We start from the raw sequence: 23,469 nt of genomic DNA on the forward strand, positions 1-23,469 counted from the left end.
TCCGTGCATAGTCAAAGTGAAGTGGTTACGAACATGCCGGTTAATGAGCCCCTATGGCCCGATTGTACGTGGCAACTTGTCCTGTGCGTAGCGGGGATTACGTTGATGCGAAGCCATTCGGTCACGGTCAAGGCTCTGGGTGCAGGTTTGACAACCTTTAGCCTGATAAAAGCGATAAAAAAACTCGCCGTACTTGCCTGATGGCAAGATGCGGAGGTCACAGGATAAAAATACCATGTCTGAAAATAGCACAGGAAAACTTCGTAGCCTTACAGAAAAGCTGAATTTCCCACGCGGAAAAGCACCTGCAGAAAATCATGACACACCTTCTGAACGCTTACCGGAAAACACGGTAAAACCTTCGATAATTGGTTCTGACAAATACAGGCTGTTACTGGAAAATATTGTCATCAATGGTCTGTTGAATATTGCCGAGGATAAACTTAGTGACGATGCTTTTGTTGAAGTTATTTTCAACAAAGCATATGAGCTTTTGCCTGTCCCGGTCAGGATGGTCCTTAAGCGGGAATGGTGCCTGAGTTACCTTCAGTCGCAAAAAGCGCCGATTCTGGTGAAACTGCAACTTTACCGCGCAGGAAAGCTTAGTTCTGCCGAACTATCTGCATTGCCGTTACCAGATTCAGAAAAGGCAACATCACAGATACAACCTTCGATTTTGCCTTAATAATCCTGCCTTTCAATCCAGGCCATCCTTCGGGGTGGCCTTTTTTATGTCCATTTTCTACAGGAGTTTCTATGACCCGTTTAGCCAGCCGCTTCGGCTCAGTCAATCTTGTTCGCCGCGACCGCCCGCTAACCCGTGACGAACTGGCGCACTATGTGCCGAGTGTCTTCAGCGAAGACAAACATGAATCCCGAAGTGACAGGTACACCTATATCCCAACTATTTCCCTGCTCGATAACCTACAACGTGAAGGCTTCCAGCCATTCTTTGCCTGCCAGACCCGAGTTCGAGACCAGAGCAAACGAGAGCATACGAAGCACATGCTGCGCCTGCGTCGTGAAGGTCAGATTACTGGCAAACAGGTTCCAGAAATTATTCTACTAAACAGCCACGACGGCTCTAGCTCATATCAGATGTTACCGGGGTTATTCAGATCGGTTTGCCAGAATGGGCTGATTTGCGGTGAGAGTTTTGGTGAAGTTCGTGTGCCACATAAAGGCAACGTAGTAGAGAAAGTAATCGAAGGAGCATACGAAGTACTGGGGATATTTGACCGCGTAGAAGAGAAGCGCGATGCCATGCAGTCGCTTTTGTTGCCGCCTCCCGCTCAGCAGGCAATGGCTAAAGCGGCATTAACCTATCGCTTTGGTGAAGAGCATCAGCCGGTGACAGAATCGCAGATACTTTCCCCACGCCGCTGGCAGGACGAAAGCAATGATCTCTGGACCACTTACCAGCGTATTCAGGAAAACCTGATTAAAGGCGGTCTGTCGGGGCGAACGACCAAAGGTCAACGCTCCCATACACGTGCCGTTAAAGGCATCGACGGGGATGTGAAGCTGAACCGCGCACTTTGGGTGATGGCCGAGAATATGCTGCAGCTTGCTTCATGAACCTTTTTACCATCCATCTCTTCATGCCCTGCCACTAAGCAAGCGGGGCATTTTGTTTTAAGGAGCAATTATGTCGGCACTCAATTTATCCCCAATATTCCTGCCAAATGAGCAGCGCGTTATTCGTCGGGCGTTACGACTGCTGGAAAAATATCAGCGTCAACCGAGTGAGTCTTTTACCTCCACCAGCTTCACCAAGACCTGGCTTCAGCTACAGATGGCTCATCAGGAGCGGGAAGTATTTATCGTGATGTATCTCGATAACCAGCACTGCCTTTTGGGGCGAGAAACGCTGTTTACCGGCACGCTCAGCCATACCGAAGTACATCCACGCGAAGTTGTGAAGTCGGCCCTGAAGCACAACGCCGCTGCAGTAATTCTGGCGCATAACCATCCGTCCGGTACGACAGAAATCAGTCAGCAGGATAAACACATCACCCAGCGAATAATGAAAGCGTTAGCACTGGTAGAAGTGCGAGTGCTGGATCATTTGGTTGTTGGGAACGAAGTGGTGTCTTTTGCTGAATGTGGTTGGTTGTGAGGTGCAGAATGAAAATCATCAGTAAGCGCCAGGCGATGCATATTTATCGTCAGCATCCCGAATCCCGGTTATCTGCCTTCTGTACAGGTCATTACCAGTGGCATGGCAGTGTCTGCCATTACTACGGACGTGAAGTTCAGGACATCGGCGGTGTACTCGCTGTTTTTGTTGAGCGTCGTCAGGACCGGGCAGGCCCATATGCCATCCTTCGCAGCGTGACGATGAATTAATCACTTCTCTCAGTCATTAAGGAATATGTTAATGCAATCGACCACCTTATCCGGCTCATCAACGGAGAACGCATCCTGCCTTCAGTGGGGATTAAAACGTAATATCAAGCCGTGCTTCGGCGCTCGCCTGGTACAGGAAGGCAACCGTCTCTACTTTCTGACTGATCGGGCTGGGTTTGATGGCTCATTCAGTGACGATGAAGCTTTGCGTCTGGACCAGGCATTTCCACTGATGATGAAACAGCTTGAGCGGATGCTCACGACTGGCGAGCTTGATCCTCGCAGCCAGCACTGCGTCACAAGGCATCACAACGGACTTACTTGTGAAGCTGACACTCTCGGCTCTCATGGCTACGTTTACATTGCCATATATCCCCAGTCAGCTCTAACCAGATAACACCTTCCTCTTCTTTTATCAGGGACTCAACACATGCATATTTCAACTGTACCGGCAACGGTGACGGTTTCGTCACGCCTGTCTCCTGTCCAAGTTTGGCAAAAACTATTAACGTATATTTTAGAGCATCATTACGGCCTCACGATCAACGATACACCGTTCAGTAACGATACGACGATTCAGGAACATATAGAGGCGGGAGTGAATCTTACTGATGCTGTTAATTTCCTTGTGGAACGATTCGATCTTGTGCGCATTGACCAGAAGGGTTTCTCCTGGCAGGATCAAGAACACTGGATAACATCTTTGGATGTTCATCGGGCACAGTTCAACCTTGGCTTGAAACGCTCATAAATCAGCCAGCTGATCATTAAGGAAAAACATGTGGGGGCATAATCGGGGGCATGTCAGTAAAGCGCATATGAAAATAATCAATAAATTCAACATAATTAACCACCAAATGCGACTCCTGTGATCTCCGCCAAAATGCCTCACGTGAGTTCTACTTAGTTCAAATCCCTTCTTAGCTTTCTATATCCCGCGTTGATCTCTGGCTGAGTACATTGATGGCAGCATGATGAGTCAGGTAACAACGAAGCCGACATGATAGATAACATCCCCAGCCGGACCCTGGCATTACGCATACATATCAAAGCGATTTACGAAGAGGGCGAACTTGAACAAAACGCAATCTGTAAGTCTTACTTACAAGTTTACTGGTACCGAATGTCGCTAACGCTTATCCAGCCAACAGCTTCCGCGCCAAAAAATAAAGCCGCCGATCGGTTAATCAGCGGCTTTTTCTTTATCAGCAATGACGTCAGAAGTTATATTTCACACCCAGCATACCGCGGGTATCGCTGTAGCCTTTGTCGCCAACCTGTTGGGCCACGTTGCTCCACACGTTGAGACGCGGGGTGATTTGCCCTTCTACGCCGACTTTCAGCTCACCGATATTCTTCGTGCCGCGCATGTCGTTGCTCACATCGTCCATCTTCACGCTGGCGGTCTGGGTGTTGTGGATCCAGTTGGCTTCCACAAACGGCTGGAACTCACGGGATTTACCGTCATCGATGGCGTTGTGACCGTTGATATAGGCCTTCACACCCAAACGGGTCATCAGGTTGCCATCAGTGTTGTCTTTCACGCGGGTACCGTTCGCTTCGCGGTGGTTGTCGGCCTGCACGTCCATCCACACCACCTGCGCTTTTGGTTGCAGCCAGTAACTGTTGCGCTCGCTTTCACCCAGTTTGAAGCTATAACCGGCTTCGATCGAAGCGGTTATCCCGCTGGATTTATATTTCTCCGTCGCCTGCTCCTGGCCCATCACTTTGTTATCAAACCAGTTGTACAACGCCCAGGTATCCACGTAGGTTCCGGTTTTGTCTGCGTCATTGGCATACCAGGTGCCGTACAGACCTACGCTGTAGCCAGTAACCTGACCACGCGAATAGTAGCCGGTCAGGCTGGACTGCGTGCGGCTCTGGCTGTTGGCATAACCGGCCATCGCGCCAATGTGCCAGCGATCAAGACCATCACGACTCCACTGTGCCAGGTCGCCCCCCAACTGCATCACATAGCTGTTGCTTTGGGTTTTTAACTGCCCGCTACCATCTTTGAAACGGGTATGGGCACCAACGTTACGTAGCCACATGCTGGTGACTTTTTTCTCGCCCGTCAGCATGTCGATGTACTGCGTCTCTCCCAGACGATCGTGCAGTCGGGTCATGAACAACGTGTTAGCGGCATAGTTGTTCGCCAGATAACTGCCTGCTTCCGGGCGGTACTGCTGCTCAGTGACAGGAGGTGCAACAGGCTCTTCCGGTTCAGGAATAATCGGGTCTGGGTCAACAGGATCAGGGTCATGCGGATCGACGGGGTCCGGGTCTTCCGGCTCCGGCGGAGCAGGAATAAAGCTGGTCAGATACCAGTTGCTGCCCTTCTGCACCACGTTATAGTCGTAGGCACCGGCAACAATACGGCCCGCTTTCTCAAAGGTAGCATCAGAATTGCCCGCAACGTCGATTATCTCAATACCTTCAACAGTTTGTGCCCCGGTCCCACCAATGTTGTTCACTGCCACAAAAGCATTACCTGTGGTGTTGCCAAGCACCTTCAGCTTGTCGGTTTCAGAGGCATCGTCATTCAGAACCGTATTGAAAACCAGTTTGCCACCGTTCCCGGTAAAATCTTCATTGATGGTCAGCGTCTGCCACGGTTCGCCGTCGGCATGCCCAAAGTTCACGACTGACCCACCGTTCAGCGTCAGGTCAGTAAGCGTTGAGCTGTGGGTCATGTTCCAGGTCGCATCGCTCATTTGTAGCGAGATAACGCCCGTTCCGGCAGTAACACTGGTGATGTATGACGCTCCGCTCCACAGCGAGTTGTCAGTCATGTTGAGCTTAATCGTACTGTTTTGCTGCGCCAGCGTGCTGGTCGCCGCAGTCGCGCCAGCAGCGTGCAGATCGCCGTCGATGAGGAATCGTCCGCCAGTAGAACCGTCGACGATGCCGCCCGTTTCGGTGCTGATGGCGTAGCTTTCATTGCTGTGATCGCCCGCCATGGTAATGGCGGCACCGCCTGCCAGGTTTATCGCGCCGCGTGAAATGGCATACAGACCGCGTGGGGCTTTGCTATATGAAGCCGCTTTCGTGGAGCTATTCACGTTGATCGTTGCGTTTTCGCCAAGATTCACGGTCGCGTTAGTGGAATAGACCGCATGGGCGCTGACACCGTTGACCGTAATCGTCGCGTTATTACCCAGTTCAGTTCGTGAAGATGAGGCGGCATATATCCCCGTTGAGGAGGCACCAGATGTCTCGATAGTGGCGTCATTGCCAAGACGGATCGAGGAACCGCTCTGCCCAGTGCGAAGACCTTCTGAACTGTCACCGATCGTCACAATGTGCGCCCGGTCGCCGACAATAATCGTATTTTTTGCCTGCGTTGCATCTTTCATCGCGTTTGCAGTGATACCACGCCCCTGGGAACCGGTCGTTTGAATATACAGATCGTCGCCGACATAAATGTTGGCCGAGCCTTTCCAACCCTGACTATAGGAGTTGTAACCGGCGTTAATACCGTCACCATCCTGGCCGTCCACATAAATGCTGGTGCGATCCCCGGTGATAATAAAGACCGGGTTATCCGGCGTGTTAGCCCCGTGCGTACGGATACCGTCAACATCTTTACCGTTATTGGCGGCATTCTTTGACTGCGTGCGAATCGTCAGGTCATCACCGAAAATAACGCCAGGACTACCCGTCGCGCTGTTCTGAATAACAGTAACAGAATGCTCAAAAGCTTCAGCGCCGGGTCCATTGAGCGTTAATCCATGACCAAAAACGGGAATGGTGCCGGCACTCCACTGATAAACATAATTCGGCGTAGCGCTGGTTTTAGCGAAACTGGCATTCGCCTGCGCAGGAAATAAAGCCTGCAACTCCGGCGAAAGACTGCTCACCAGCCCACTGGAAGGCAAACTATCAATATCAATCCAGGCCGCGTGGGTTGAAAATACCATAGTGGATAACGCGGCAGACACCGCTATGGCAATACGTGAGTAATACCTGGGGTTTGGCATAATAGCCTCCTGCTTTTGGGCGTAGAGCGTCCGTCACATCGCCATAATGTGAAAATAATAAAATGAAAATAGATTTATAAAATATTAGAGAGAATTTTATGAATACTTAGACCCAGCTTATCTTCAAGTCGAAGTTTATATACATATATTCTCTTGACATCTATATTGTCTATCTTGGTTATTTGCTGAATACTAATTCCTGAAATAAATCGCTTGAGTAATATCATTTCCGTATAGTTTAGTGAGCGCCCGCGTTTGCTATTGGCGAGATGGCCAGTAAACAGACGGCGGATTTTCTGATGTTGGACATCCTCATCATCGTCAGAATAAATAATACCTTGTATTTTATTACTTTTTGCAAGCCAGTAATTGGCTAGCGGCGTCAGGATCCTGTCAGATATCAGAACGATATGCATACCACTTTGCGTCAGGCGATCCACCCAGTGCGGATCGGCAAACAGGCGCAAATTCGGGAATGAAAAATCAATAAAAATAAACCCATGAGATAAATAGTTCTGATTATTAAGCAGGAGTTTTTCGATAATTCCTGTTTTCAGAAAACGATTTCCCTCTGGCCAGATTGCAAAGGCGGCACGGTGACAGTACTGTGCTCGTACCGCAGCATCCGGAAATAATTGACAGGATAATTCACAGCTTATGCAACGAACATTCTGTAGCGGCTTTATCTTCATCAACTATGACCCCTGCTATTTTTCCCTAAATATTTCATTGGTAAATAAACGTGTCAATCCAACACACTGTGAGTTCCATGTCAGTTAATAACAGTGAGTCATTGAAAATGTTATAAACTCCTGAAGAGTAAATTAACATTGGCTATAAATATCATGATACAGCGTAGTATCCCGACGTCTTATATCGGATTATTCGCCAGTTCATTAGGATTTTTATGCATAAATCCGGACTATAGGATAAATCCGAATATAGCACTATTTGCTAAAATACAACCTTAATGAACGATACTTATTAATAACACAATTCTGATAACTCAATCACCCTTGTGATGATGGAGATAAATATAATTGTCATTCAGATAAAACTGTAATGAATTCTTATTATTTCACCTTATCTAATTCCCACCTAAGAAATAATATATATAACTCATTGTATTTAAAGATTTTTATTGGTTAGCAAAAATTTCTTATCCTTGTTCATGTACAAAGATAGAGGCGTGCTATCAATTTGCATGTAGTATTATAAGGTGCACTACAGCACCCCGTGGTACGTAACGTTACAGAGGGCCGGGCAATTGTACCTAATCAATCAGTTGGTCGAATTCAATCCTGATAACAAAAGTCTGGTCAACCGGCAGACCGGGCGAGCAATTCAACTGCAACTTCCTGCCTCACTGTGTTTTCTCTATTTAATTACTCACGCAAGTGACATTGTTTCTCAGAACACGCTGATAAAAGTAGGCTGGGGAGAGAGAAATAATGTCACGACGACCAATACCCTCTACCAGGCTATTCTGACGCTACGTAATGCACTCGCGGATGTTGGGTTGCCCCGTGATACGGTGAAAACAATTTCCCGCCGCGGACTTACATTGAATGAAAATACGCAGATAGAGGCAATTACGCTTTCTCATGATGATGTTTCTTTGTCGGCCAGTATTCCAGGACATGACGACCCGGAGGTAATACTCCCCCCGGCACAGACAACGCAGTTCGCCTGGTGGAACCTTTTATTTACCGCCATCGCGGTTATCGTCATCCTGATTATCTGGCTGGTGTGGTATCAGACACGCCCGGCCATGCCGTTTAACAATTTTGTGTCAATCTCTATGCAGATTCCATCACGTCAGAACTGCAAAATTTATTATTCACCAAATGAGCAAGATCACGAGGGCTATTTCAGCCTGATGCAGTTACATCCCGAGCTCTGTGAAAAAAACAAACAGGTGTTTCTTACCGGTTACCGTAAAGCAGAAAGAGTAGTGGCATTTGTATGCGATAAAGATGCACGGGTAGATGCTCGCGCATTTTGTACCACCCATTATTACTGGATGCGCGAGACGAGAAATGAAAAAAGCACGTAATCAGACCCTGCTCGTAGCCGTGCTGGTCGTGATGTTCGGTTCAGGTGCCTGGTTATGGCATTCGCGGTATGCTGACCAGCCACTGAATTGTGTTGGAAACGTTGAATGGAATATTGGCAACAAGCGTTTTACCGGCACAGTATCGTTTCGCATGCGCGATGATGAAGGACTGGCGACCATCACCGGAAAGTTATATGGGCATAACACCACGGATATCAGCAGAAACATTTATTTTAGCTATACCCGGCAGCACGACGCGCGATTACTGCAGGCGATGCAGGTAGTAAAAACCTTCGCTGACACCGCAGATGAAGCGGATATCAACAATACTCTGCCAGGGTTTTATCGCCAGACCGGACGGAGTCTGAGCCTGGTGATAGAGGAGTATAAAGGAGCATGGATTTTTGCGAGTTCAAGTGTTCCCTCACTGTACTGCCGCAAAAAGTAACATCAGATTCAGATACAAAAAATACAGTTTTCCCGTGGGGATGCATATTTGTCATCACTGACTTACGCGACATGTGTCACTGAATTCACCAATAACCCATTGCTATTCTTTCCCCCGAATCAGGAAACATCCTGAATACCTCGATATCCATTGCGTAAAAATTAAGCGAAATAGACGTGTTATTGCGTCCTGAAGACTTCAACATACCAATGGATATTTGGAGAAAACGTGGGCAGGGACGTTTATCTCTCTGGCGAGTAATACCTGAGCGTTCAGGTGTGATCGCGTTTAAGGAAACGGAGTGTTTCCGGTGTGTTTATGGCGTACTTATGAGGGATATTTAATGTTTACGTTTAAAAAGTGCCTGATTGCACTTTCTATTAACCTGGCTGTCGTTTCATCGGGTTTTGCCTGTACAACCCTGCTGGTTGGCAATGAAGCATCAGCGGACGGATCGATGTTGGTTGCCCGCAGTGCCGACAGTGATGCCCTGAAAGCTCAACATTTTGTCATTCATCCGGCAAAACAGAATCAGACCGGTGTTTACAGCACCAAAGCGCATAATGGCGCAAATGATTTTACCTGGCCGCTGCCAAAAAACTCCCTGCGTTACACCACCGTGCCGAACTGGAAAACCCAACTGCACGGCGCCACCGGGTTTAACGAACTGGGTGTTGGCGTAAGCGGTACAGAATCTATTTTTGCCTCGCCAAAAGCGCTGGCCGTCGATCCGTACGTTGAGGATAAAGGGATCACCGAAGACGATATCCCGGACATTCTGCTGTCTCAAAGCAAAACCGCGCGGGAAGCAGTAGCACTACTCGGCCATATCGTTGAAACCGTTGGTGCGGGCGAAGGTTTCGGCGTTGCCGTCGTAGATGATAACGAAATCTGGTATCTGGAGACCGGCAGCGGCCACCAGTGGATGGCGCAGCGTCTGCCCAACAATCAGTACTTTGCTACCGGCAATCAGGGGCGTTTACAGGATTACGATCCTAAAAACCCGGACATGATGGCATCGAAAAACCTGGTTGAGTTCGCAACTGAAAAAGGTCTTTACGATCAGGCAAAAGATGGCAAATTCAACTTCTCCAAAGTCTATACCCGTGATGATGAACGCGACCGTAACTATAACGATCCCCGTGTCTGGACCATCCAGAAAGAATTCAATCCTTCTGTAAAACAGGATATGGCTAACGGTCGTGAATTCCCGGTCTTCATGACACCAGAGAAGAAAATGACGCTGGATGATGTGAAGGCGGTACTGCGCAATCACTATGAAGGTACGAGTCACGACCCCTACACCAACGGTCTGAATGGTAAAGAGCCGTGGCGCCCTGTCAGTGTGTTCCGTACCTACGAGGCACACGTCATGCAGGTACGTCCGTGGTTGCCAAAAGAGATTGGTGAAACGACTTATATCGGTTTGGGTATGGCCGATCTCACCGCTTTCGTTCCGTACTACAGCGGCCTGAAAGCCTATCCGGCCAACTATACGATGGGTACAGATAAGGCGGACGATCAGTCTATCTACTGGAAATATCGTAAATTGCAGACGCTGACGATGACCGATTATCCGAAGCTCGCGCCAATCGTTAAAAAAGCCTACAAAGCGTGGGAAGATAAAGTCGCGAAAGAGCAAAAAGAGGTCGAAGCAAAATATTTGAAGATGGCGAAAACCGATAAACCAGCCGCCGATAAGATGCTGAATGACTTCAACTTGCGCATCATGACCGATGCTGAGAAGCTGACGGAAGACCTGACCAATCAGCTTTTCACCATCCGTACCAAAGATATTCAGTCTGATATTTTCTTTGCTAACGCAACCAAAAAAGACTGAGTCGAGATAGCGTTATCTTTCGGTGTTTCTGGCGCAGAGCAGCTAGCCCTGCGCCAGCATGTCACACCGCGCCTTCACGGCATCGTGCAACAGGCGTACCGCCGTCGAAAGCTGTTTACGATGTGGGCATATCATATTCAGTGGGACTTTTTCTCCCTGATAATCCGACATCAGCAGCGTCAATCGCCCTTCGCGCACATCTTCACTCACATCCAGCCACGACTTGTACGCTATCCCCTCACCGGTAATCGCCAGCCGGCGGATCACTTCAGCATCGTCGCTCATAATGGTGCTGTTGACTTGCACACTGCTCACCTCACCGTTGCGCGTAAACGTCCAGCGATCGTGCAGGCGCCCACGCAATACAAAGGTCATGGCATTCAGCTGTGCTAAATCATCCGGACATTGCGGCTCACCGTTTTGCAAAACCCACTCCGGTGAAGCCACCAGCACACGTCGGTTACCCGACGCCACGGGCAGCGCGATGTAAGACGCATCTTCTGTATTGCCGTAGCGAAACGCCACATCGACGGGATCTTTGAAGACATCCGTGACCTGGTCGGAGAAAAAGATCCGCAGACGCAGCGCAGGATAACGGCGTCGAAACGACTGAAAAACCGGCAGCAACAAATTCCGCCCGAGATCGGAAGGAACGGCAATTTGCAGGGTGCCTGAAATTTCATCTTCCGGCGTCTGGATTTTTTGTAACCCGGCATGCATCACATCCAGCATCTGGCGGGCATAGGGCAACCAAACCTCGCCTTCCGGCGTCAGCCGCAGACTGCGTGTGGAACGGGCAAACAAGCGGATGGTCAGAGTGGATTCCAGACGCTTGATAGCAGAACTGACCTGAGCGGGCTGGACGCCAGCTTCGCGTGCGGCATCGCTAAAACTATTCAGCGCCGCGGCGCGGACAAACAACGTGAGATCTTCAAGCCGGAACATTTTCACTCCCCGAGTATAAGTCCTGTCGCCATAGGGCTATTTTTCCCGTTCTGTTGCCGGTTTACCATCGAATTATTCAACAGATATACCCTAAATAATTCGAGTTGCGTAAAGGCGGCAAGGGAGTGAATCTCCTGGAGCATAGCGAACGATATGACCGGAGTGAGCGAGCGTTGCCAACGCATATGCAGCTTGAAGTATGACGGGTATAAATAGATTCCTGTAACCGGAGAGACTATGAAAGCCATCGCCATTACCCGCGCCGCAACCCACGGCAATAACATTGAATTTTTACAAGAGATAGATCTGCCTGTTCCGGTCGCCACTGGGCATGACCTGCTGGTTGAAGTGAAAGCGATTTCCGTTAATCCTGTCGATACCAAAGTTCGCGAAGGATTCAATGCTGACGTGCCGCGCGTACTGGGCTGGGACGCTGTAGGTGTAGTGAAATCCGTCGGTGAAACGGTGACATTATTCTCACCGGGTGATGAAGTCTGGTATGCCGGTGCGCTGGGTCGCGCCGGGAGTAACAGCGAATTTCAACTGGTTGATGAGCGTATTACCGCGCTGAAGCCGCAATCGCTGGATAACGCCTCTGCGGCGGCCCTGCCGCTGACCGCTATTACCGCATGGGAGATGCTGTTCGATCGCCTCGGCGTTGAGGAAGGTGGCAATGAAAATGATGTTTTATTGATTGTTGGCGCTGCTGGCGGCGTCGGCTCCATTCTGACTCAACTGGCCAGTAAGATGACGAAAATGACCGTGATCGGCACAGCGTCACGCGCGGAAAGCCAGAAATGGGTCCGTGAAGCGGGTGCGCACCATGTGATTGATCACAGCAAACCGTTAACGGATGAGCTGGCGCGGATAGGAATCAAGGAGGTAACACACGTTGCCAGCCTGAATAATACCGAGCAGCACTACCAGCAAATCATTGATGCACTGGCTCCGCAGGGAAAACTGGCGCTGATCGATGATCCGCAAATGCTGGATGCTCGTCCGCTAAAAGCCAAAAGTATTTCGCTGCACTGGGAATTTATGTTCACCCGTTCGATGTTTACCACCCACGACATCATTGCACAGCACCAGTTATTAACGCGTGTAGCGCAACTGATCGACAGCAACGTGATCCGCACGACACTGGGCAAACATTTTGGTGCTATCACGGCGGAAAATGTGCAAAAAGCGCATGCGCAAATTGAAACGGGTCGTTCAGTTGGCAAGATTGTGTTGGAGGGGTTTTAGAATGTCAGAGGCTGAAATTATTTCCATTATTGCGGTACTGAAAGCCAAACCAGGGAAAACCAACGCGCTAAAACAGGCGTTAACAGCGCTGTTACTCCCCACGCGTCGTGAGCCGGGAAATATTGAGTATGACCTGTTCCAGTTGCGCGACACGCCGGATGTTTTTTACGTGCGTGAGTCCTGGCGCGGTCAGGCTGGGCTGGACGACCATATCGCTCTGCCGCATTTCCAGACGTTTATCCTGCAAATGAATGACCTGCTGTCCGAACCGCTACGTCTGGATTATCTGACCCCGATTGAGCCTTAATTTCTCTCCGGGCCCCCGCTTTGCGGGGGATATTCAGTCATGGCCTCCCTCGCCCCGCCTTCTCTGCTATGATGCCTGCACACAAATAAGACAAAACAACATGCAGAGGAAAAGATGAGTTCCACCAGAAGAGGGATGATGAACGTCCTGATTGCCGCCGTATTGTGGGGAAGTTCAGGCGTTTGCGCGCAGTACATCATGGAGCAAAGCCAGATGTCATCGCAGTTTTTGACCATGACACGTCTGATTTTCGCCGGACTCATTCTGCTGATGCTCTCTTTTGTGCACGGCGACAAAGTGTTCTCCATTATCAAAAACCGCAAGGACGCCATCAGCCTGCTGATTTTTTCCGTGGTCGGCGCACTCACCGTACAGCTGACTTTTCTGCTGACCATTGAAAAATCCAACGCCGCCACCGCGACAGTGCTGCAGTTTTTGTCGCCAACCATTATCGTGGCGTGGTTCTCTGTGGTACGTAAAGCGCGGCCAGGCATTTTAGTGTTAACGGCCATTCTGACCTCGCTTATTGGCACGTTCCTGCTGGTGACTCACGGCAACCCAACATCGCTGTCAATTTCTCCTGCCGCGCTATTCTGGGGGATCGCTTCAGCCTTTGCCGCCGCGTTTTACACCACTTACCCCTCTACGCTTATCGCCCGCTACGGTACGCTGCCGATTGTCGGCTGGAGCATGTTGATAGGTGGCCTGATCCTGCTCCCGTTCTATGCCGGAGAAGGAACAAGTTTCGTGGTCAATGGCAGTTTAATTCTGGCGTTTTTCTATCTGGTGGTGATCGGCACATCGCTGACGTTCAGCCTGTACCTGAAAGGTGCGCAGATGATTGGCGGGCCGAAGGCGAGCATTTTGAGCTGTGCGGAACCGCTGAGTAGCGCGTTGCTGTCTCTGCTGTTGTTGGGCATTACATTCACCCTACCTGACTGGCTGGGCACACTGCTGATCCTCTCTTCCGTGGTGCTGATTTCAATGGACTCCCGCCGCCGCGCCAAAGCGATTTAATACTCACCGGCGCGGCAACAGGCTATGATTACCAGCCCGGAACCGCGCCGCCGTTAAAGATTTTCTCAGCCGCTTTCGCCACTTCCGGTGATTGATAAGATTGCAGGAATTCTTTCACATTCTCTGCATCTTTATTGTCTTCTCGCGTCACCAGGATATTCACGTACGGTGAATTTTTGTCTTCGATAAACACGCTGTCATGCACCGGAGAAAGCCCGGTTTGCTGAATGTAGGTGGTGCTGATAATCGCCACATCCACTTTCTGATCGTCCAGCACGCGCGGCAGCTGCGCACCTTCCAGCTCCATGATATTCAGATGACGCGGGTTATCGGTGATATCCAGCGCTGTTGGCAGCAGGCCAGTATCCGCTTTCAGCGTGATTAATTTTTCTTTTTGCAGCAGTAACAGCGCCCGCCCGAGGTTAGTCGGATCATTAGGAATGGCAATCGTCGCACCGTCTTTCAACTCAGCAATGGTTTTGATTTTTTTCGAATAGCCGGCCATTGGGAAAACGAAGGTATTGCCTACCGCCACCAGCTTATAGCCGTGCGCTTTATTATCTTGTTCAAGGAACGGACGATGCTGGAAGACGTTGGCATCCAGCTCACCGTGATTGGTTGCATCGTTGGGGAGCAGTGAACCACTAAATCCAACCAGTTCGACATCCAGGCCGTACTTCTCTTTAGCCACTTTCTTCGCAACTTCCGCGACATCCTGCTCTGCCCCGTTAATTACGCCGACTTTGATATGTTTCGCATCGCTGCTCTGCTGATCGCAACCAGCCAGCAGTAATCCCGCCAGCAATACTGCCGTCCCGGCCCCGAAATGAGGTATCTTCAGTTTCACGTTTTTATCCTTTTGAAATAACCGCCTGATGGCTAACAAAATGACTATAACGGGAAGGCCGCTGCGGTTTAAAAAACGAAAAAGCATCAGCAAGAAGAAAAAAGCATAACGGGAAAAAGATAAATTAGTCGGAGGATGCCGTTAGTTCATCAATTGAAAGCCCGGTGATAATTAGCACCAGTTCACGATCGATCCCCTTCTCAAGCATGGCATGGGCTATCCGCAACGCTTCGTCCTGTTTGCCCTCGAGTTTGCCTTCTAGCAATCCCTTTTGCAGTCCTTTTTGCAGTCCTTCCAGCAAGCCACTGCGATGAGCTACCAGACTGCACCAGGTAATTAAATAGCGTTTCTACCTGGCTGTCATTAGCGAGTCCCTTAATCAGCAGGGTAACGAGTTTATCCACCAGCACCATCAGGGAACTTTTCTATCTGCGAGGTGCTTTGGCGGATAACTACATGCTTTTACAATGTATTCTTTTTCAGGGAATGGTGTTCGCAAAAATGCCCGGTGGCGCTTACGCTTACCGGGCCTACTTTTGTACGCTATCCGGCGATAGCAACATCACACCAGATCTTTCACTATTTCCATTAACCTGACGACATCTTCAGGTCGGGTATTACCGGTATGTGGATCGATAATCGAGCTGTAAACATGCGGCATGACGCGTGGTACTCCCGCCTGCAGACAGGTTTGCAGGATAACGCCGAAGTTATCAAGATCGATTCCACCGGTCGGTTCAATCAATGTCATGCCGTTTCGCGCCGCGGTCGTCGCCAGTGCGTACAGCTCTGGCAGTGACTGTTCACCGCCCATCGGGAAGAACTTCGCCGCGTGCGCGCCGCAATCCTGCATCATACGTACCGCCGCATCACACGAAACGCGGGCTGGTGTGCCCTGGCTGCTACTGACGCCGGTTGAGATCAACACCTCCCCCGGCGTGCCCGTCGGGCTGACTAACGCGTTGATATGGGTATGTTCACCGCCCGTTGCCGCCAGCGCCCCTGCCGCAAACCCACAGCCGGTAAAGGTCTGATTGACGTGTGCCGGATGGACCAGTGATGCAATCATTGCCGCTTTGTAATACTGCGCCGGATCGCCCGCCCCCAGCCCTACAGAAATTGACGGCACATCTTCCATCCAGCGTTTAACTTCGCGGCCCCCCTCCTCAACTGAAGCAAATTGTGCGGAAAGTATGCCGATCACCGCATGGCCTCCGGCAGCATCATAGATCTCCCGGGCATTAGCGATATCCTTCGCCAGCACGTTAATCGCCACTTTATTATGATAAAAATTAATGTGCTGCATGCTCTGCAATCTCCTTTAATCGTGCCACGATCAGCGCCATTTCCCCTTCGGCAAGCGTGCGCGGGTCAAGGCTAAAAACCCCCTGATGCAGGTTGTAACGGCGAGCGTAAATAGCGATATCACCACCGCGCAGCTGCGCTTCCACGGCATAAGCATCCAGCCCCAGCGCTTTCGCGTTTACCCGAATACGAATCCGCCAGATAGCGCGACCGGCCTCATCCTGCTCGATATCCGCATTCAATCCGTGAATATCTGAAATCGCCGTTGCGACAGGCTGAAGCGCCTCGGCAGTCACCACGATCTGCCCCTGATGATAGTTTTCCAGCGCATACACCAGCCCGACCATATTCTCCTTGCCGATTTTCATCGCTCTGGCAATTCCGTGATGCTGGGCCTTACAGGCCGTAATCCATTGTTTCTTGCCGGTGATAAACCCGGACGTTGGCGCATTAAAGGCTTTTGCGCCGCTGTAGACCACCATATCGGCACCGCTCGCTACCCAGGCGTGCAAATCTTCCTCGGCGGCAGCATCGACAATCAGCGGCAGGTTATAGACCTGCGCAACCTGCACAAAATCGGCAATGCTCAACATACCTTTCTGCACGCAGTGGTGCGATTTCACGTACAGCAGCGCGGCAGTATTGTCGTTAATCGCGCTCTCCAGTTGCCAGCGAGCCACGAGATTACTTGAACCGACTTCCACCACACGTCCACCGCCTAAGCGGATCGCGCTGGTGATGGGTGCCCCGTAGTCAACGTTATGTCCGCGTAACATGACAACTTCATTCGCCATACCAGAGCTGTCCGGCATCAGCGTGACTCGCGCCCGGTCGCCGCGGGTAATGGCCGCAGCAACGGCGATAGCAATACCCGCCGACGCACACGAGGTGACATAGCTGTCTTCAGCGCCGGTATAGCGGGAAACCAGCTCACCGGTGCGGTCCACCAGCCGATCAATTTCAACAAAGGCCGACGCTGCTCGAGCGGTGGCTTGCATCACTTCCGGCGCAACGCTGGAAACACCCAGAATCGTCATCTTGCCGCAGGCGTTAATGACCTGTTTTAGGCCGAGTTGTTGATAGATATTCTGTGTCATGGCTTACAGCACTCCCAACAGCGAACAGACCACACTGAGCGCGACAATTGACAGCAAAATGGTGGTGTAACGCGGCCCTTTCTTCACCAGATAGAAGTAGATGGCGAACACCGCCGCCAGCGGTAACAGGCCGGGTGCAATAGAGTCGAGGATCTGCTGAACCACCACTTCAGAGCCTTTCAGGGCACTGAGTTTTAGCGGAGTGGTGATCTTGACGTAGCTTGCAGAAAGCGCCCCCATCATGATCAGACCCAGCACATTCGCACCGTAGATCAGTTCTTTAATTCGCCCCCCTTGCAGCAGGCCGATAATCGAATCACGTCCCAGCGTATAGCCTTTGTGAACCATGCCGTAGCTGATTGCCAACGTGATAGCGGGATAGAGAATTAGCGGCACAATACCGCCCATCGCGCTGCCATTCGCGGCGAACGGAATGAAAATAGCAATTAACAGCGGCATGACGGCGGCCCAGATGATGGAATCGCCCATCCCGGCGAGCGGCCCCATTAATCCGGTTTTAATCCCAGTGATGGAGGCATCGCTGATCGGCTCGCCACGCGTTTTCTGCTCCTCCATCGCAATGGAGATCCCTTGAATTACCGCTCCGAACGTCTGCTCAGAGTTGAAGAAGTTCAGATGGCGTTTGAGCGCCTCTACCTGCTCTTCTTTTTGCGGGTAGAGTTTTTTGATGATCGGCGTCATCGAGGCGCAGAAAATCAGGCTTTGCAAACGTTCATAAGAGCTGGACACTTCCGCACCCAGCCAGTAGATAAACCAGGCTTTGGTGATGTCTGCTTTGGTCAACGTGCCACTTTCGCGCGCACGTTCAACCAGTTCATGCTGCATTACGTCGCTGCTCATCATGCTGCTCCTTCATTTTTCGCCAGACCTTTAATCAGGAAGGCCACGCAGGTTCCAAAGATTGCCATCGCCATGATGTCCACCTTCAGGTACAACACTGCAAAGAAACCGCCGATAAACCACGGCAGCAGGCTCTTTTTACCGATCACCATAATAGTGATGGCGAAACCCAGCGCCGGCAGAATGCCGCCCATAATTTCAAAGGAGTGCGTCAGCCAGTGCGGCATCAGCTTAAGGAAGCTTTCCACTACATCCTGACCAAAATAGTTAGCGGCGAACACCACCGGGAAACGCAGGACCAGGCCAAGTAATGCCGGATAAAGAAACGCACAGCGCATAATGCCCGCCATGTTTGCCGTTTCCGCATGCTTGTCGGCCATATGTACCCACGCCGCGTTTAACGTGCGGCGCAACTGATCGAGGAATACACCGATGACGCCAAACGGGATCGCCAGCGCGATAGCCAGGTTCGGATCCATACCGGCCTTCACGGCGATAGGAATTGAAATGCAGGCAGCCAGCGCTGGATCAGAGGGCACATTGCCGCCCGGTGTAGAAGTCACGCCGAGGTAGACCAACTGCATACCCGCGCCGATGATCATTGCCGTTTCCATGTTACCCAACAGCAGGCCAACGAATACGGCAATCACTACCGGCTGTAGCAACATAGCGGAGAAGGTATAGCCAAGGCGTAATCGGGCAAACCAGTAATACAACCCCATCAGGCTTGCAAAGACTAAAGTATCCATAATTAAGTACCCTGTTATCAAAGAATTAGAATTTTCTCAGGATATCGTCCAGCGACTGCGGCTTATCTTCCGGGATGGTCTGGAAGAACACCTGAATCCCACGATTTTTCAGGTCGCTCAGAATGCCGACGTCTTTTTCATCCAACGTAATGTTCTGGAATACCGCTTTGCGGTTTGGCCCACCGCCCAGTCCCCCCACCTGAATAGTGGTGACGTCAAAGCCCAACTGGACCGCTTCCTGAACCGCCGCCAGGGAGGGGAACAGCACCAGAACCTTTCCGTCACCCAATTGATTCTCTTTCCAGGCAGCGGCAAAACTTTGGTTACCGAAGCAATCCACTTTGATGTTCGGCGGCGCGGCCATCAGGTAGATGTTTTTCATAAACGGATCGGCATCCAGTTCATCGCTGACCACTGCAATCCGGTTTGCCTGGGATTGCCCGACCCACTTTGTCACTACTTGTCCATGAATCAGACGGCTATCGATACGACATAAGACGATGTTTGCCATGATGTTTCTTCCTTATTGTGATTGTTGTAATTGACGTACGTGGGCAACAACGTCCAGGCAACTGCTACGCCCGGCTTCGACCAGTTCAGCCACGCAGGTGGTCAACTGGCCATGCTCGCGTTTGTCGAGCGCCTCCAGCAGCAAAGAGGCATTGAGCCCGGAAATCACTGCCACCGGGTAATCGGCACTCAGCCGCGCCGCCACGTTAGAGGTGGTGCCGCCAATAAAATCAGTCAGGATCAGTGAACCTTCCGGCATGGTTTTCACCACGGCTTCGACGCGCTGATAAAACTCGCCAAGCGTATCAACAGGCATCAGCGCGATTTCCGTTACGCCTTTAATTTCGCCCATTACCATGCGCAGGCTGTTGCAAAGCTGTTGCCCCCAGCCGCCATGGGTCAGCAGCAGGATCTGGGGCAAGGATTCAGTGGTAGTCAAAATGGCCTCCTGGCTCGATTACATAGACATAAGTAAACAGAGCAAAGGCTGTGCCAGAATTTGTGTCACGCGGGGGCGGTGTGGGTGACGGTGGGGCGCAAAGCCCCACCAGACGAGGGATTAGCTATATAACAGTTCGTAGATATAAATATATTCCGCGTCCGATAACCGAATGGCATAGGCCTCTTCGATCGGCAGGAAGGCGGATTTAATGACACTAAACGCGCGAACATCCAGATCTGGCTTGTTCTCCAGCGCCATCTGTAACGGTTTACGATTAATCACGATACGCTCGACCATACAACAGCAGTGGATCAGGAAGCGCAGTGTCACCTGGCGGCTCGGTTTCAGCGAAAGCGTGGCGGTCAGATGGTTAAGTACACCTTCCATCTCCTTCAGAATACGCTGCGGGTTAAGCACTGAGATATGGTTAATGATACTTTCCATGGTCAACGCACTGATAAAACGCATCGCGCTGCGCTCCATCTCCAGACGGCGCTCACTGCTTGAAAGATCCGGCGTCAGCAGACTGAGCACCAGTTCAGGCCCCTGCTCGGAGAACAACTCTTCAAGCGAGATAAACGGGATATCAGGCAGTCCCGGCTGGAAAGTACCGACAATGCCTGCCAGTCGTTCGCTGGCGTTAATCGCCTGCTGAATGCGCTCCAGGCTGCGAACTTCGTTGTAATCGAGGATCACCATCCGCGTATCCTGCGACATTAACTCACCAAAACTCTCTTCCAGCACCTTTTTGATTTTTTCCGCCGTGCCCATACCGGTGATGCAAGAGATGACCAGCACTTTGCCACTGTTTTCCTGCTGTGGCGTACAGAGCTGGCAGGGTATATTTTTGCTCTGCATCAGCGCCGCCAGCTGTGGCAAATCACTGGTTTCGTAGCTTAAATCCAGTCCTATCTCCAGCAGACTGGTGAGCGTGATATTGGGCATCAGCAGAACGTCTATCTGGAATAATTTGCTGATCGTGCTCCCAAAATGGACCAATGAGCCAATATCAACCATCAGGATTAACCGCCGATATTGCCGGGTCTGGATCATCTGCGTCAGGGCTTCCAGCGTGTCATGCACCGACTGCTCAAAAGGCATATCGATAGCGCTGAACACCTCGCGTTCCAGCACACGATTCACGTACTGCGCCTGGCTTGTGGCTGTCGTCGCGCCGTGGGCAATCAAAATCACCCCGCAATCCGGGCTGGCATCAATCCGTTGACGGTAATGGCGGCACTCCTTGAGGAACAGGCACAGCCAGACCACTTCCGTTGCCGGGCACTGAATATGCAGCAGTTCATTGATTTTTCGGCATAACAGCGTGGCGTTTTCGTATTCATCTTTACAGCGGTCGAGGATCAGGCTGGAAGAATAAAGTTGTGGAATAAGCCCGCGCTGTACATAACCAATCAACGCCAGAAAGTGTTTGCGCAGCGGATTCACCAGGTTTTCCGGCAACGTAAAACCCAGCACCTGTTCAACACAGCCGATAAGTAACGTCACCCGTTCTTCAATCTGGTCACCGTAGCGCGGTGGATGCGCCACGCTATCACGGCTGTAAAGACCATATTCAAAAATCGAACTGAGTTTATTTTTGAGTATCGCCAGCGTTTCAGCTGGCGGTACGTTGCTGTTACGCAGGTTGATATATTCCCGGGTCAGGAAGCTGTAAAAGAGATCGCTCTCTTCAATTTCAGCCCCGGTCGCCAGCGAATTTTTCAGCGCAGGCAACGTTCGGGCATCAATGCTCAGGTGCTCTTTCCCTTCGAACAGCGCCCCAACCAGCAAACGTTGTTCCGGCGTGGCGTTAAACGGGATGTCTGCCAGACGTTTATCCAGTTGTAGCGTATCGCTGTGCTCCGTCATCCCCGAAGCCCAAGCCTGGGCGCAGAGAAACTGAATGTCGCTCTTGAGCTGACCAATGTTGCCTTCTAACGGTTTGTTCAGCAGCCAAAGCAGCAAAGTGCGGTCGATGCTTACTGTACGCTCGATTTTACGGCTCTCACGCTGTAAGAATCCGACAATCAATTCAACCTGTTCCTCCACCGAGCGCTGGCGGATGCCGGGGAGATCGATACACACCTGAATACGCCGCTGGAAGGTGCGCAGCAATGCTGAGCTGACGGGTTCGGTGGTGGCACAAATCAGACGAACCGCAATAGAACGCGCCGTACCGCTTGAACCCAACGGTCGATACTCGCCTTTGTCGAGAATAGAGAACAGCTTTTCCTGACCTTCATACGGCAGACGATGGACTTCATCGAGCAGTAGATAACCGCCGTCGGCCTGCTCGACCAGACCGGGTTTATTCTCGTTTGCGCCGGTAAAAGCGCCCTGTCGATGGCCAAACAGGTGTGAAGAGAGCAACTCCGGGTTATGGGCGTATTCCGCGCAGTTGAAATACACCAGCGGCGGGGGCGTGCCCGTTGCGCGTTCAGAGGCAAAACGGTGCATCAGTTCAGCAAAAAAAGTTTTGCCGACACCAGAAGGACCGGTCAAAAGGACGTGTAATCCGTGGGGATAAAGCACCGCCGCCCGGCCTTTTTCCACCGCATCGCGCAAACTGCGATCGTAGCCAATCAGGCCAAAAAAGGGATCATCTGCCGCCTGATTTTCCTGAGCAGGTAACAGATCGGCAACGGTTTGTACTTCACGCTCAGACTCATCGAGTTTGCGATCCAGCAATGTCTCAATCGCCTGACGATGCAAAAAGAATACCGGACGCCCGCGGCTTTTAATCGCCAGACCGTCATTCCAGAGTTGATTGAGATCTTTACTGACCGAATTGCGCGCCAGCCCAAGGTTAAAGCCGATAGCTTCCGCTGTGAACGCCGTTTCCTGCGCCAGATGGGCAAGATTCAGTCCTCGCGTCAGTCGTTCCAGCTCTCCCAGTATTATCTCAATCCGTCTCATCTCTTTACCGCTTAAGAAATAAATGATTGTTCAGAACATACACTATTCTGCTGCGCAAGAAAGTGAGGCGGCATCCAGTCGTTACGGGCAACCCTCCCGGTCATCAAAATGTTTTTGCTAAATAATGACGTGCAGCACCTGATTCCGGGAAATTATCGAGGGTCATTTGCAACTGATAGCCGTTCTTTTGATAAAACGGCAGCGCCTGGAAACTCATGGTATCAACCAGCGCATGCAGACATCCTCGCTCACGTGCCGTCTGTTCTGCCACTTGCATCAGTTTCGTGCCATAACCGCCTTTGCGCAGGGCGTCATCCATCCATAAGAACTCAATGCACAACCATTCGCCTTTGATTTTGCCGATCAGCCCACCCCGAATCTTATTGTGTTCATCACGCCAGTAGACCGCCAAATCACCAAAGTTGGTCGTTTTCAGGAACTGGAAATTGTAAGCACGCAGCCCGGTAAGCAGCGCATTTTGATCATCTTCTGTAACGGTATCAGTAATCTGTATCTGCATCCTATCCTCCTGAAAGACTACAACTTCTGGCTGAT

General features: G+C 50.9%; 25 protein-coding genes and 1 pseudogene. 13 read left to right on the forward strand and 13 right to left on the reverse strand.

The genetic code is table 11. The annotated features are described in order from the left end of the window. Positions 1 to 235: 235 nt before the first annotated feature. From OGX95_RS15080 to OGX95_RS15110, 7 genes and pseudogenes are all read left to right on the forward strand, one after another. A complete protein-coding gene (locus tag OGX95_RS15080) occupies positions 236 to 685 on the forward strand; it encodes a hypothetical protein (RefSeq protein ID WP_048222191.1) in 450 nt (149 codons plus the stop codon). Between the two features lie 71 nt (positions 686 to 756). Beyond that, complete coding sequence (locus OGX95_RS15085) at positions 757 to 1,578, forward strand: DUF932 domain-containing protein (protein ID WP_096080166.1); 822 nt, start codon at positions 757 to 759, stop codon at positions 1,576 to 1,578. A gap of 70 nt (positions 1,579 to 1,648) precedes the next feature. Further along, entirely contained in the window at positions 1,649 to 2,119 is a 471-nt protein-coding gene (gene radC, locus OGX95_RS15090; protein ID WP_096080167.1) for a RadC family protein, read from the forward strand. 8 nt (positions 2,120 to 2,127) lie between these two features. Then, positions 2,128 to 2,349 carry a DUF987 domain-containing protein gene (locus OGX95_RS15095; RefSeq protein ID WP_096080168.1) on the forward strand — a complete coding sequence of 74 codons (222 nt, stop codon included), beginning with the start codon at positions 2,128 to 2,130 and terminating at the stop codon, positions 2,347 to 2,349. Between the two features lie 31 nt (positions 2,350 to 2,380). Beyond that, positions 2,381 to 2,746: a type IV toxin-antitoxin system YeeU family antitoxin gene (locus OGX95_RS15100; RefSeq protein ID WP_096080169.1), complete on the forward strand. Its 366-nt coding sequence runs from the start codon at positions 2,381 to 2,383 to the stop codon at positions 2,744 to 2,746. A 33-nt stretch (positions 2,747 to 2,779) separates the two neighbouring features. Next, positions 2,780 to 3,100, forward strand: a complete 321-nt coding sequence (locus tag OGX95_RS15105; protein WP_096080170.1) for a TA system toxin CbtA family protein — start codon at positions 2,780 to 2,782, stop codon at positions 3,098 to 3,100. Between the two features lie 279 nt (positions 3,101 to 3,379). Beyond that, positions 3,380 to 3,460, forward strand: a pseudogene (locus tag OGX95_RS15110) (hypothetical protein); the annotation flags it as partial. Positions 3,461 to 3,566: 106 nt separating this feature from the next. Here OGX95_RS15110 and OGX95_RS15115 read toward each other — a convergent pair. Further along, a complete protein-coding gene (locus OGX95_RS15115; RefSeq protein ID WP_286630009.1) occupies positions 3,567 to 6,329 on the reverse strand; it encodes an autotransporter outer membrane beta-barrel domain-containing protein in 2,763 nt (920 codons plus the stop codon). A gap of 74 nt (positions 6,330 to 6,403) precedes the next feature. Further along, positions 6,404 to 7,021, reverse strand: a complete 618-nt coding sequence (locus tag OGX95_RS15120) for a helix-turn-helix transcriptional regulator (RefSeq protein WP_286630010.1) — start codon at positions 7,019 to 7,021, stop codon at positions 6,404 to 6,406. Positions 7,022 to 7,596: 575 nt separating this feature from the next. On the opposite strand from OGX95_RS15120, the gene OGX95_RS15125 reads away from it, so the two are divergent. From OGX95_RS15125 to OGX95_RS15135, 3 genes are all read left to right on the forward strand, one after another. After that, positions 7,597 to 8,385: a winged helix-turn-helix domain-containing protein gene (locus OGX95_RS15125; protein WP_286630011.1), complete on the forward strand. Its 789-nt coding sequence runs from the start codon at positions 7,597 to 7,599 to the stop codon at positions 8,383 to 8,385. Beyond that, complete coding sequence (locus OGX95_RS15130; protein ID WP_286630012.1) at positions 8,369 to 8,833, forward strand: YqeJ family protein; 465 nt, start codon at positions 8,369 to 8,371, stop codon at positions 8,831 to 8,833. The genes OGX95_RS15125 and OGX95_RS15130 overlap by 17 nt, the downstream gene beginning before the upstream one ends. 343 nt (positions 8,834 to 9,176) lie before the next feature. Further along, positions 9,177 to 10,673: a C69 family dipeptidase gene (locus OGX95_RS15135; protein WP_286630013.1), complete on the forward strand. Its 1,497-nt coding sequence runs from the start codon at positions 9,177 to 9,179 to the stop codon at positions 10,671 to 10,673. A gap of 42 nt (positions 10,674 to 10,715) precedes the next feature. Here the strand turns inward: OGX95_RS15135 and OGX95_RS15140 are convergent, their stop codons facing one another. Continuing rightward, complete coding sequence (locus OGX95_RS15140) at positions 10,716 to 11,618, reverse strand: LysR family transcriptional regulator (protein ID WP_286630014.1); 903 nt, start codon at positions 11,616 to 11,618, stop codon at positions 10,716 to 10,718. A 237-nt stretch (positions 11,619 to 11,855) separates the two neighbouring features. Here OGX95_RS15140 and OGX95_RS15145 point away from each other — a divergent pair, with 237 nt between their 5' ends. The 3 genes from OGX95_RS15145 (at position 11,856) to OGX95_RS15155 (ending at position 14,187) form a co-directional block, all read left to right on the forward strand. Continuing rightward, complete coding sequence (locus tag OGX95_RS15145; protein WP_286630015.1) at positions 11,856 to 12,863, forward strand: zinc-binding alcohol dehydrogenase family protein; 1,008 nt, start codon at positions 11,856 to 11,858, stop codon at positions 12,861 to 12,863. Positions 12,864 to 12,879: 16 nt separating this feature from the next. Next, positions 12,880 to 13,170 carry a putative quinol monooxygenase gene (locus OGX95_RS15150; protein WP_286630084.1) on the forward strand — a complete coding sequence of 97 codons (291 nt, stop codon included), beginning with the start codon at positions 12,880 to 12,882 and terminating at the stop codon, positions 13,168 to 13,170. A gap of 114 nt (positions 13,171 to 13,284) precedes the next feature. Continuing rightward, positions 13,285 to 14,187: a carboxylate/amino acid/amine transporter gene (locus tag OGX95_RS15155; RefSeq protein ID WP_286630016.1), complete on the forward strand. Its 903-nt coding sequence runs from the start codon at positions 13,285 to 13,287 to the stop codon at positions 14,185 to 14,187. A 28-nt stretch (positions 14,188 to 14,215) separates the two neighbouring features. On the opposite strand, the gene nlpA is transcribed toward OGX95_RS15155, so the two are convergent. The 10 genes from nlpA to OGX95_RS15205 form a co-directional block, all read right to left on the reverse strand. After that, positions 14,216 to 15,034: a lipoprotein NlpA gene (gene nlpA / locus OGX95_RS15160; protein ID WP_286630017.1), complete on the reverse strand. Its 819-nt coding sequence runs from the start codon at positions 15,032 to 15,034 to the stop codon at positions 14,216 to 14,218. Positions 15,035 to 15,158: 124 nt separating this feature from the next. After that, positions 15,159 to 15,299, reverse strand: coding sequence for an Rpn/YhgA-type helix-turn-helix domain-containing protein (locus tag OGX95_RS15165; RefSeq protein WP_286630018.1), 141 nt, complete (start codon positions 15,297 to 15,299; stop codon positions 15,159 to 15,161). A gap of 297 nt (positions 15,300 to 15,596) precedes the next feature. Continuing rightward, positions 15,597 to 16,340, reverse strand: a complete 744-nt coding sequence (gene dagF, locus OGX95_RS15170; protein ID WP_286630019.1) for a 2-dehydro-3-deoxy-phosphogluconate aldolase — start codon at positions 16,338 to 16,340, stop codon at positions 15,597 to 15,599. Then, positions 16,327 to 17,436, reverse strand: a complete 1,110-nt coding sequence (dgaE, locus tag OGX95_RS15175) for a D-glucosaminate-6-phosphate ammonia lyase (RefSeq protein ID WP_286630020.1) — start codon at positions 17,434 to 17,436, stop codon at positions 16,327 to 16,329. Before dgaE ends, dagF begins: the two co-directional genes overlap by 14 nt. A gap of 3 nt (positions 17,437 to 17,439) precedes the next feature. Then, positions 17,440 to 18,300 (reverse strand): PTS system mannose/fructose/sorbose family transporter subunit IID, encoded by an 861-nt coding sequence (locus OGX95_RS15180; protein ID WP_005121522.1) that lies wholly within the window; start codon positions 18,298 to 18,300, stop codon positions 17,440 to 17,442. Beyond that, complete coding sequence (locus OGX95_RS15185) at positions 18,297 to 19,046, reverse strand: PTS mannose/fructose/sorbose/N-acetylgalactosamine transporter subunit IIC (RefSeq protein WP_003023960.1); 750 nt, start codon at positions 19,044 to 19,046, stop codon at positions 18,297 to 18,299. The genes OGX95_RS15180 and OGX95_RS15185 overlap by 4 nt, the downstream gene beginning before the upstream one ends. Positions 19,047 to 19,071: 25 nt before the next feature. Next, on the reverse strand, positions 19,072 to 19,557 hold the full coding sequence (locus OGX95_RS15190) for a PTS sugar transporter subunit IIB (protein ID WP_286630021.1): 486 nt from the start codon (positions 19,555 to 19,557) through the stop codon (positions 19,072 to 19,074). 12 nt (positions 19,558 to 19,569) lie between these two features. Next, the gene (locus OGX95_RS15195) at positions 19,570 to 19,995 is read right to left on the reverse strand and encodes a PTS sugar transporter subunit IIA (RefSeq protein ID WP_040231533.1); all 426 of its coding nucleotides are present in this window, start codon (positions 19,993 to 19,995) and stop codon (positions 19,570 to 19,572) included. 120 nt (positions 19,996 to 20,115) lie between these two features. Beyond that, positions 20,116 to 22,914, reverse strand: coding sequence for a transcriptional regulator DagR (dagR, locus tag OGX95_RS15200; protein WP_286630022.1), 2,799 nt, complete (start codon positions 22,912 to 22,914; stop codon positions 20,116 to 20,118). A gap of 103 nt (positions 22,915 to 23,017) precedes the next feature. Then, positions 23,018 to 23,434: a GNAT family N-acetyltransferase gene (locus OGX95_RS15205; protein ID WP_286630023.1), complete on the reverse strand. Its 417-nt coding sequence runs from the start codon at positions 23,432 to 23,434 to the stop codon at positions 23,018 to 23,020. Between the last annotated feature and the right edge of the window lie 35 nt (positions 23,435 to 23,469).

This window comes from Citrobacter sp. Cu233 (genome assembly GCF_030332225.1).
GTDB lineage: Bacteria > Pseudomonadota > Gammaproteobacteria > Enterobacterales > Enterobacteriaceae > Citrobacter.

Excerpts from the sequence above, each read along its gene's own strand:
- dgaE (WP_286630020.1), bottom strand. The coding sequence starts at position 17,436 with ATGACACAGAATATCTATCAACAACTCGGCCTAAAACAGGTCATTAAC.
- dagF (WP_286630019.1), bottom strand. The coding sequence starts at position 16,340 with ATGCAGCACATTAATTTTTATCATAATAAAGTGGCGATTAACGTGCTG.
- OGX95_RS15085 (WP_096080166.1), top strand. The coding sequence starts at position 757 with ATGACCCGTTTAGCCAGCCGCTTCGGCTCAGTCAATCTTGTTCGCCGC.
- OGX95_RS15115 (WP_286630009.1), bottom strand. The coding sequence starts at position 6,329 with ATGCCAAACCCCAGGTATTACTCACGTATTGCCATAGCGGTGTCTGCC.
- OGX95_RS15180 (WP_005121522.1), bottom strand. The coding sequence starts at position 18,300 with ATGATGAGCAGCGACGTAATGCAGCATGAACTGGTTGAACGTGCGCGC.
- OGX95_RS15095 (WP_096080168.1), top strand. The coding sequence starts at position 2,128 with ATGAAAATCATCAGTAAGCGCCAGGCGATGCATATTTATCGTCAGCAT.
- OGX95_RS15205 (WP_286630023.1), bottom strand. The coding sequence starts at position 23,434 with ATGCAGATACAGATTACTGATACCGTTACAGAAGATGATCAAAATGCG.
- OGX95_RS15100 (WP_096080169.1), top strand. The coding sequence starts at position 2,381 with ATGCAATCGACCACCTTATCCGGCTCATCAACGGAGAACGCATCCTGC.
- OGX95_RS15190 (WP_286630021.1), bottom strand. The coding sequence starts at position 19,557 with ATGGCAAACATCGTCTTATGTCGTATCGATAGCCGTCTGATTCATGGA.
- OGX95_RS15145 (WP_286630015.1), top strand. The coding sequence starts at position 11,856 with ATGAAAGCCATCGCCATTACCCGCGCCGCAACCCACGGCAATAACATT.
- OGX95_RS15120 (WP_286630010.1), bottom strand. The coding sequence starts at position 7,021 with ATGAAGATAAAGCCGCTACAGAATGTTCGTTGCATAAGCTGTGAATTA.
- OGX95_RS15105 (WP_096080170.1), top strand. The coding sequence starts at position 2,780 with ATGCATATTTCAACTGTACCGGCAACGGTGACGGTTTCGTCACGCCTG.
- OGX95_RS15135 (WP_286630013.1), top strand. The coding sequence starts at position 9,177 with ATGTTTACGTTTAAAAAGTGCCTGATTGCACTTTCTATTAACCTGGCT.
- radC (WP_096080167.1), top strand. The coding sequence starts at position 1,649 with ATGTCGGCACTCAATTTATCCCCAATATTCCTGCCAAATGAGCAGCGC.
- dagR (WP_286630022.1), bottom strand. The coding sequence starts at position 22,914 with ATGAGACGGATTGAGATAATACTGGGAGAGCTGGAACGACTGACGCGA.
- OGX95_RS15080 (WP_048222191.1), top strand. The coding sequence starts at position 236 with ATGTCTGAAAATAGCACAGGAAAACTTCGTAGCCTTACAGAAAAGCTG.
- OGX95_RS15140 (WP_286630014.1), bottom strand. The coding sequence starts at position 11,618 with ATGTTCCGGCTTGAAGATCTCACGTTGTTTGTCCGCGCCGCGGCGCTG.
- OGX95_RS15185 (WP_003023960.1), bottom strand. The coding sequence starts at position 19,046 with ATGGATACTTTAGTCTTTGCAAGCCTGATGGGGTTGTATTACTGGTTT.
- OGX95_RS15155 (WP_286630016.1), top strand. The coding sequence starts at position 13,285 with ATGAGTTCCACCAGAAGAGGGATGATGAACGTCCTGATTGCCGCCGTA.
- OGX95_RS15130 (WP_286630012.1), top strand. The coding sequence starts at position 8,369 with ATGAAAAAAGCACGTAATCAGACCCTGCTCGTAGCCGTGCTGGTCGTG.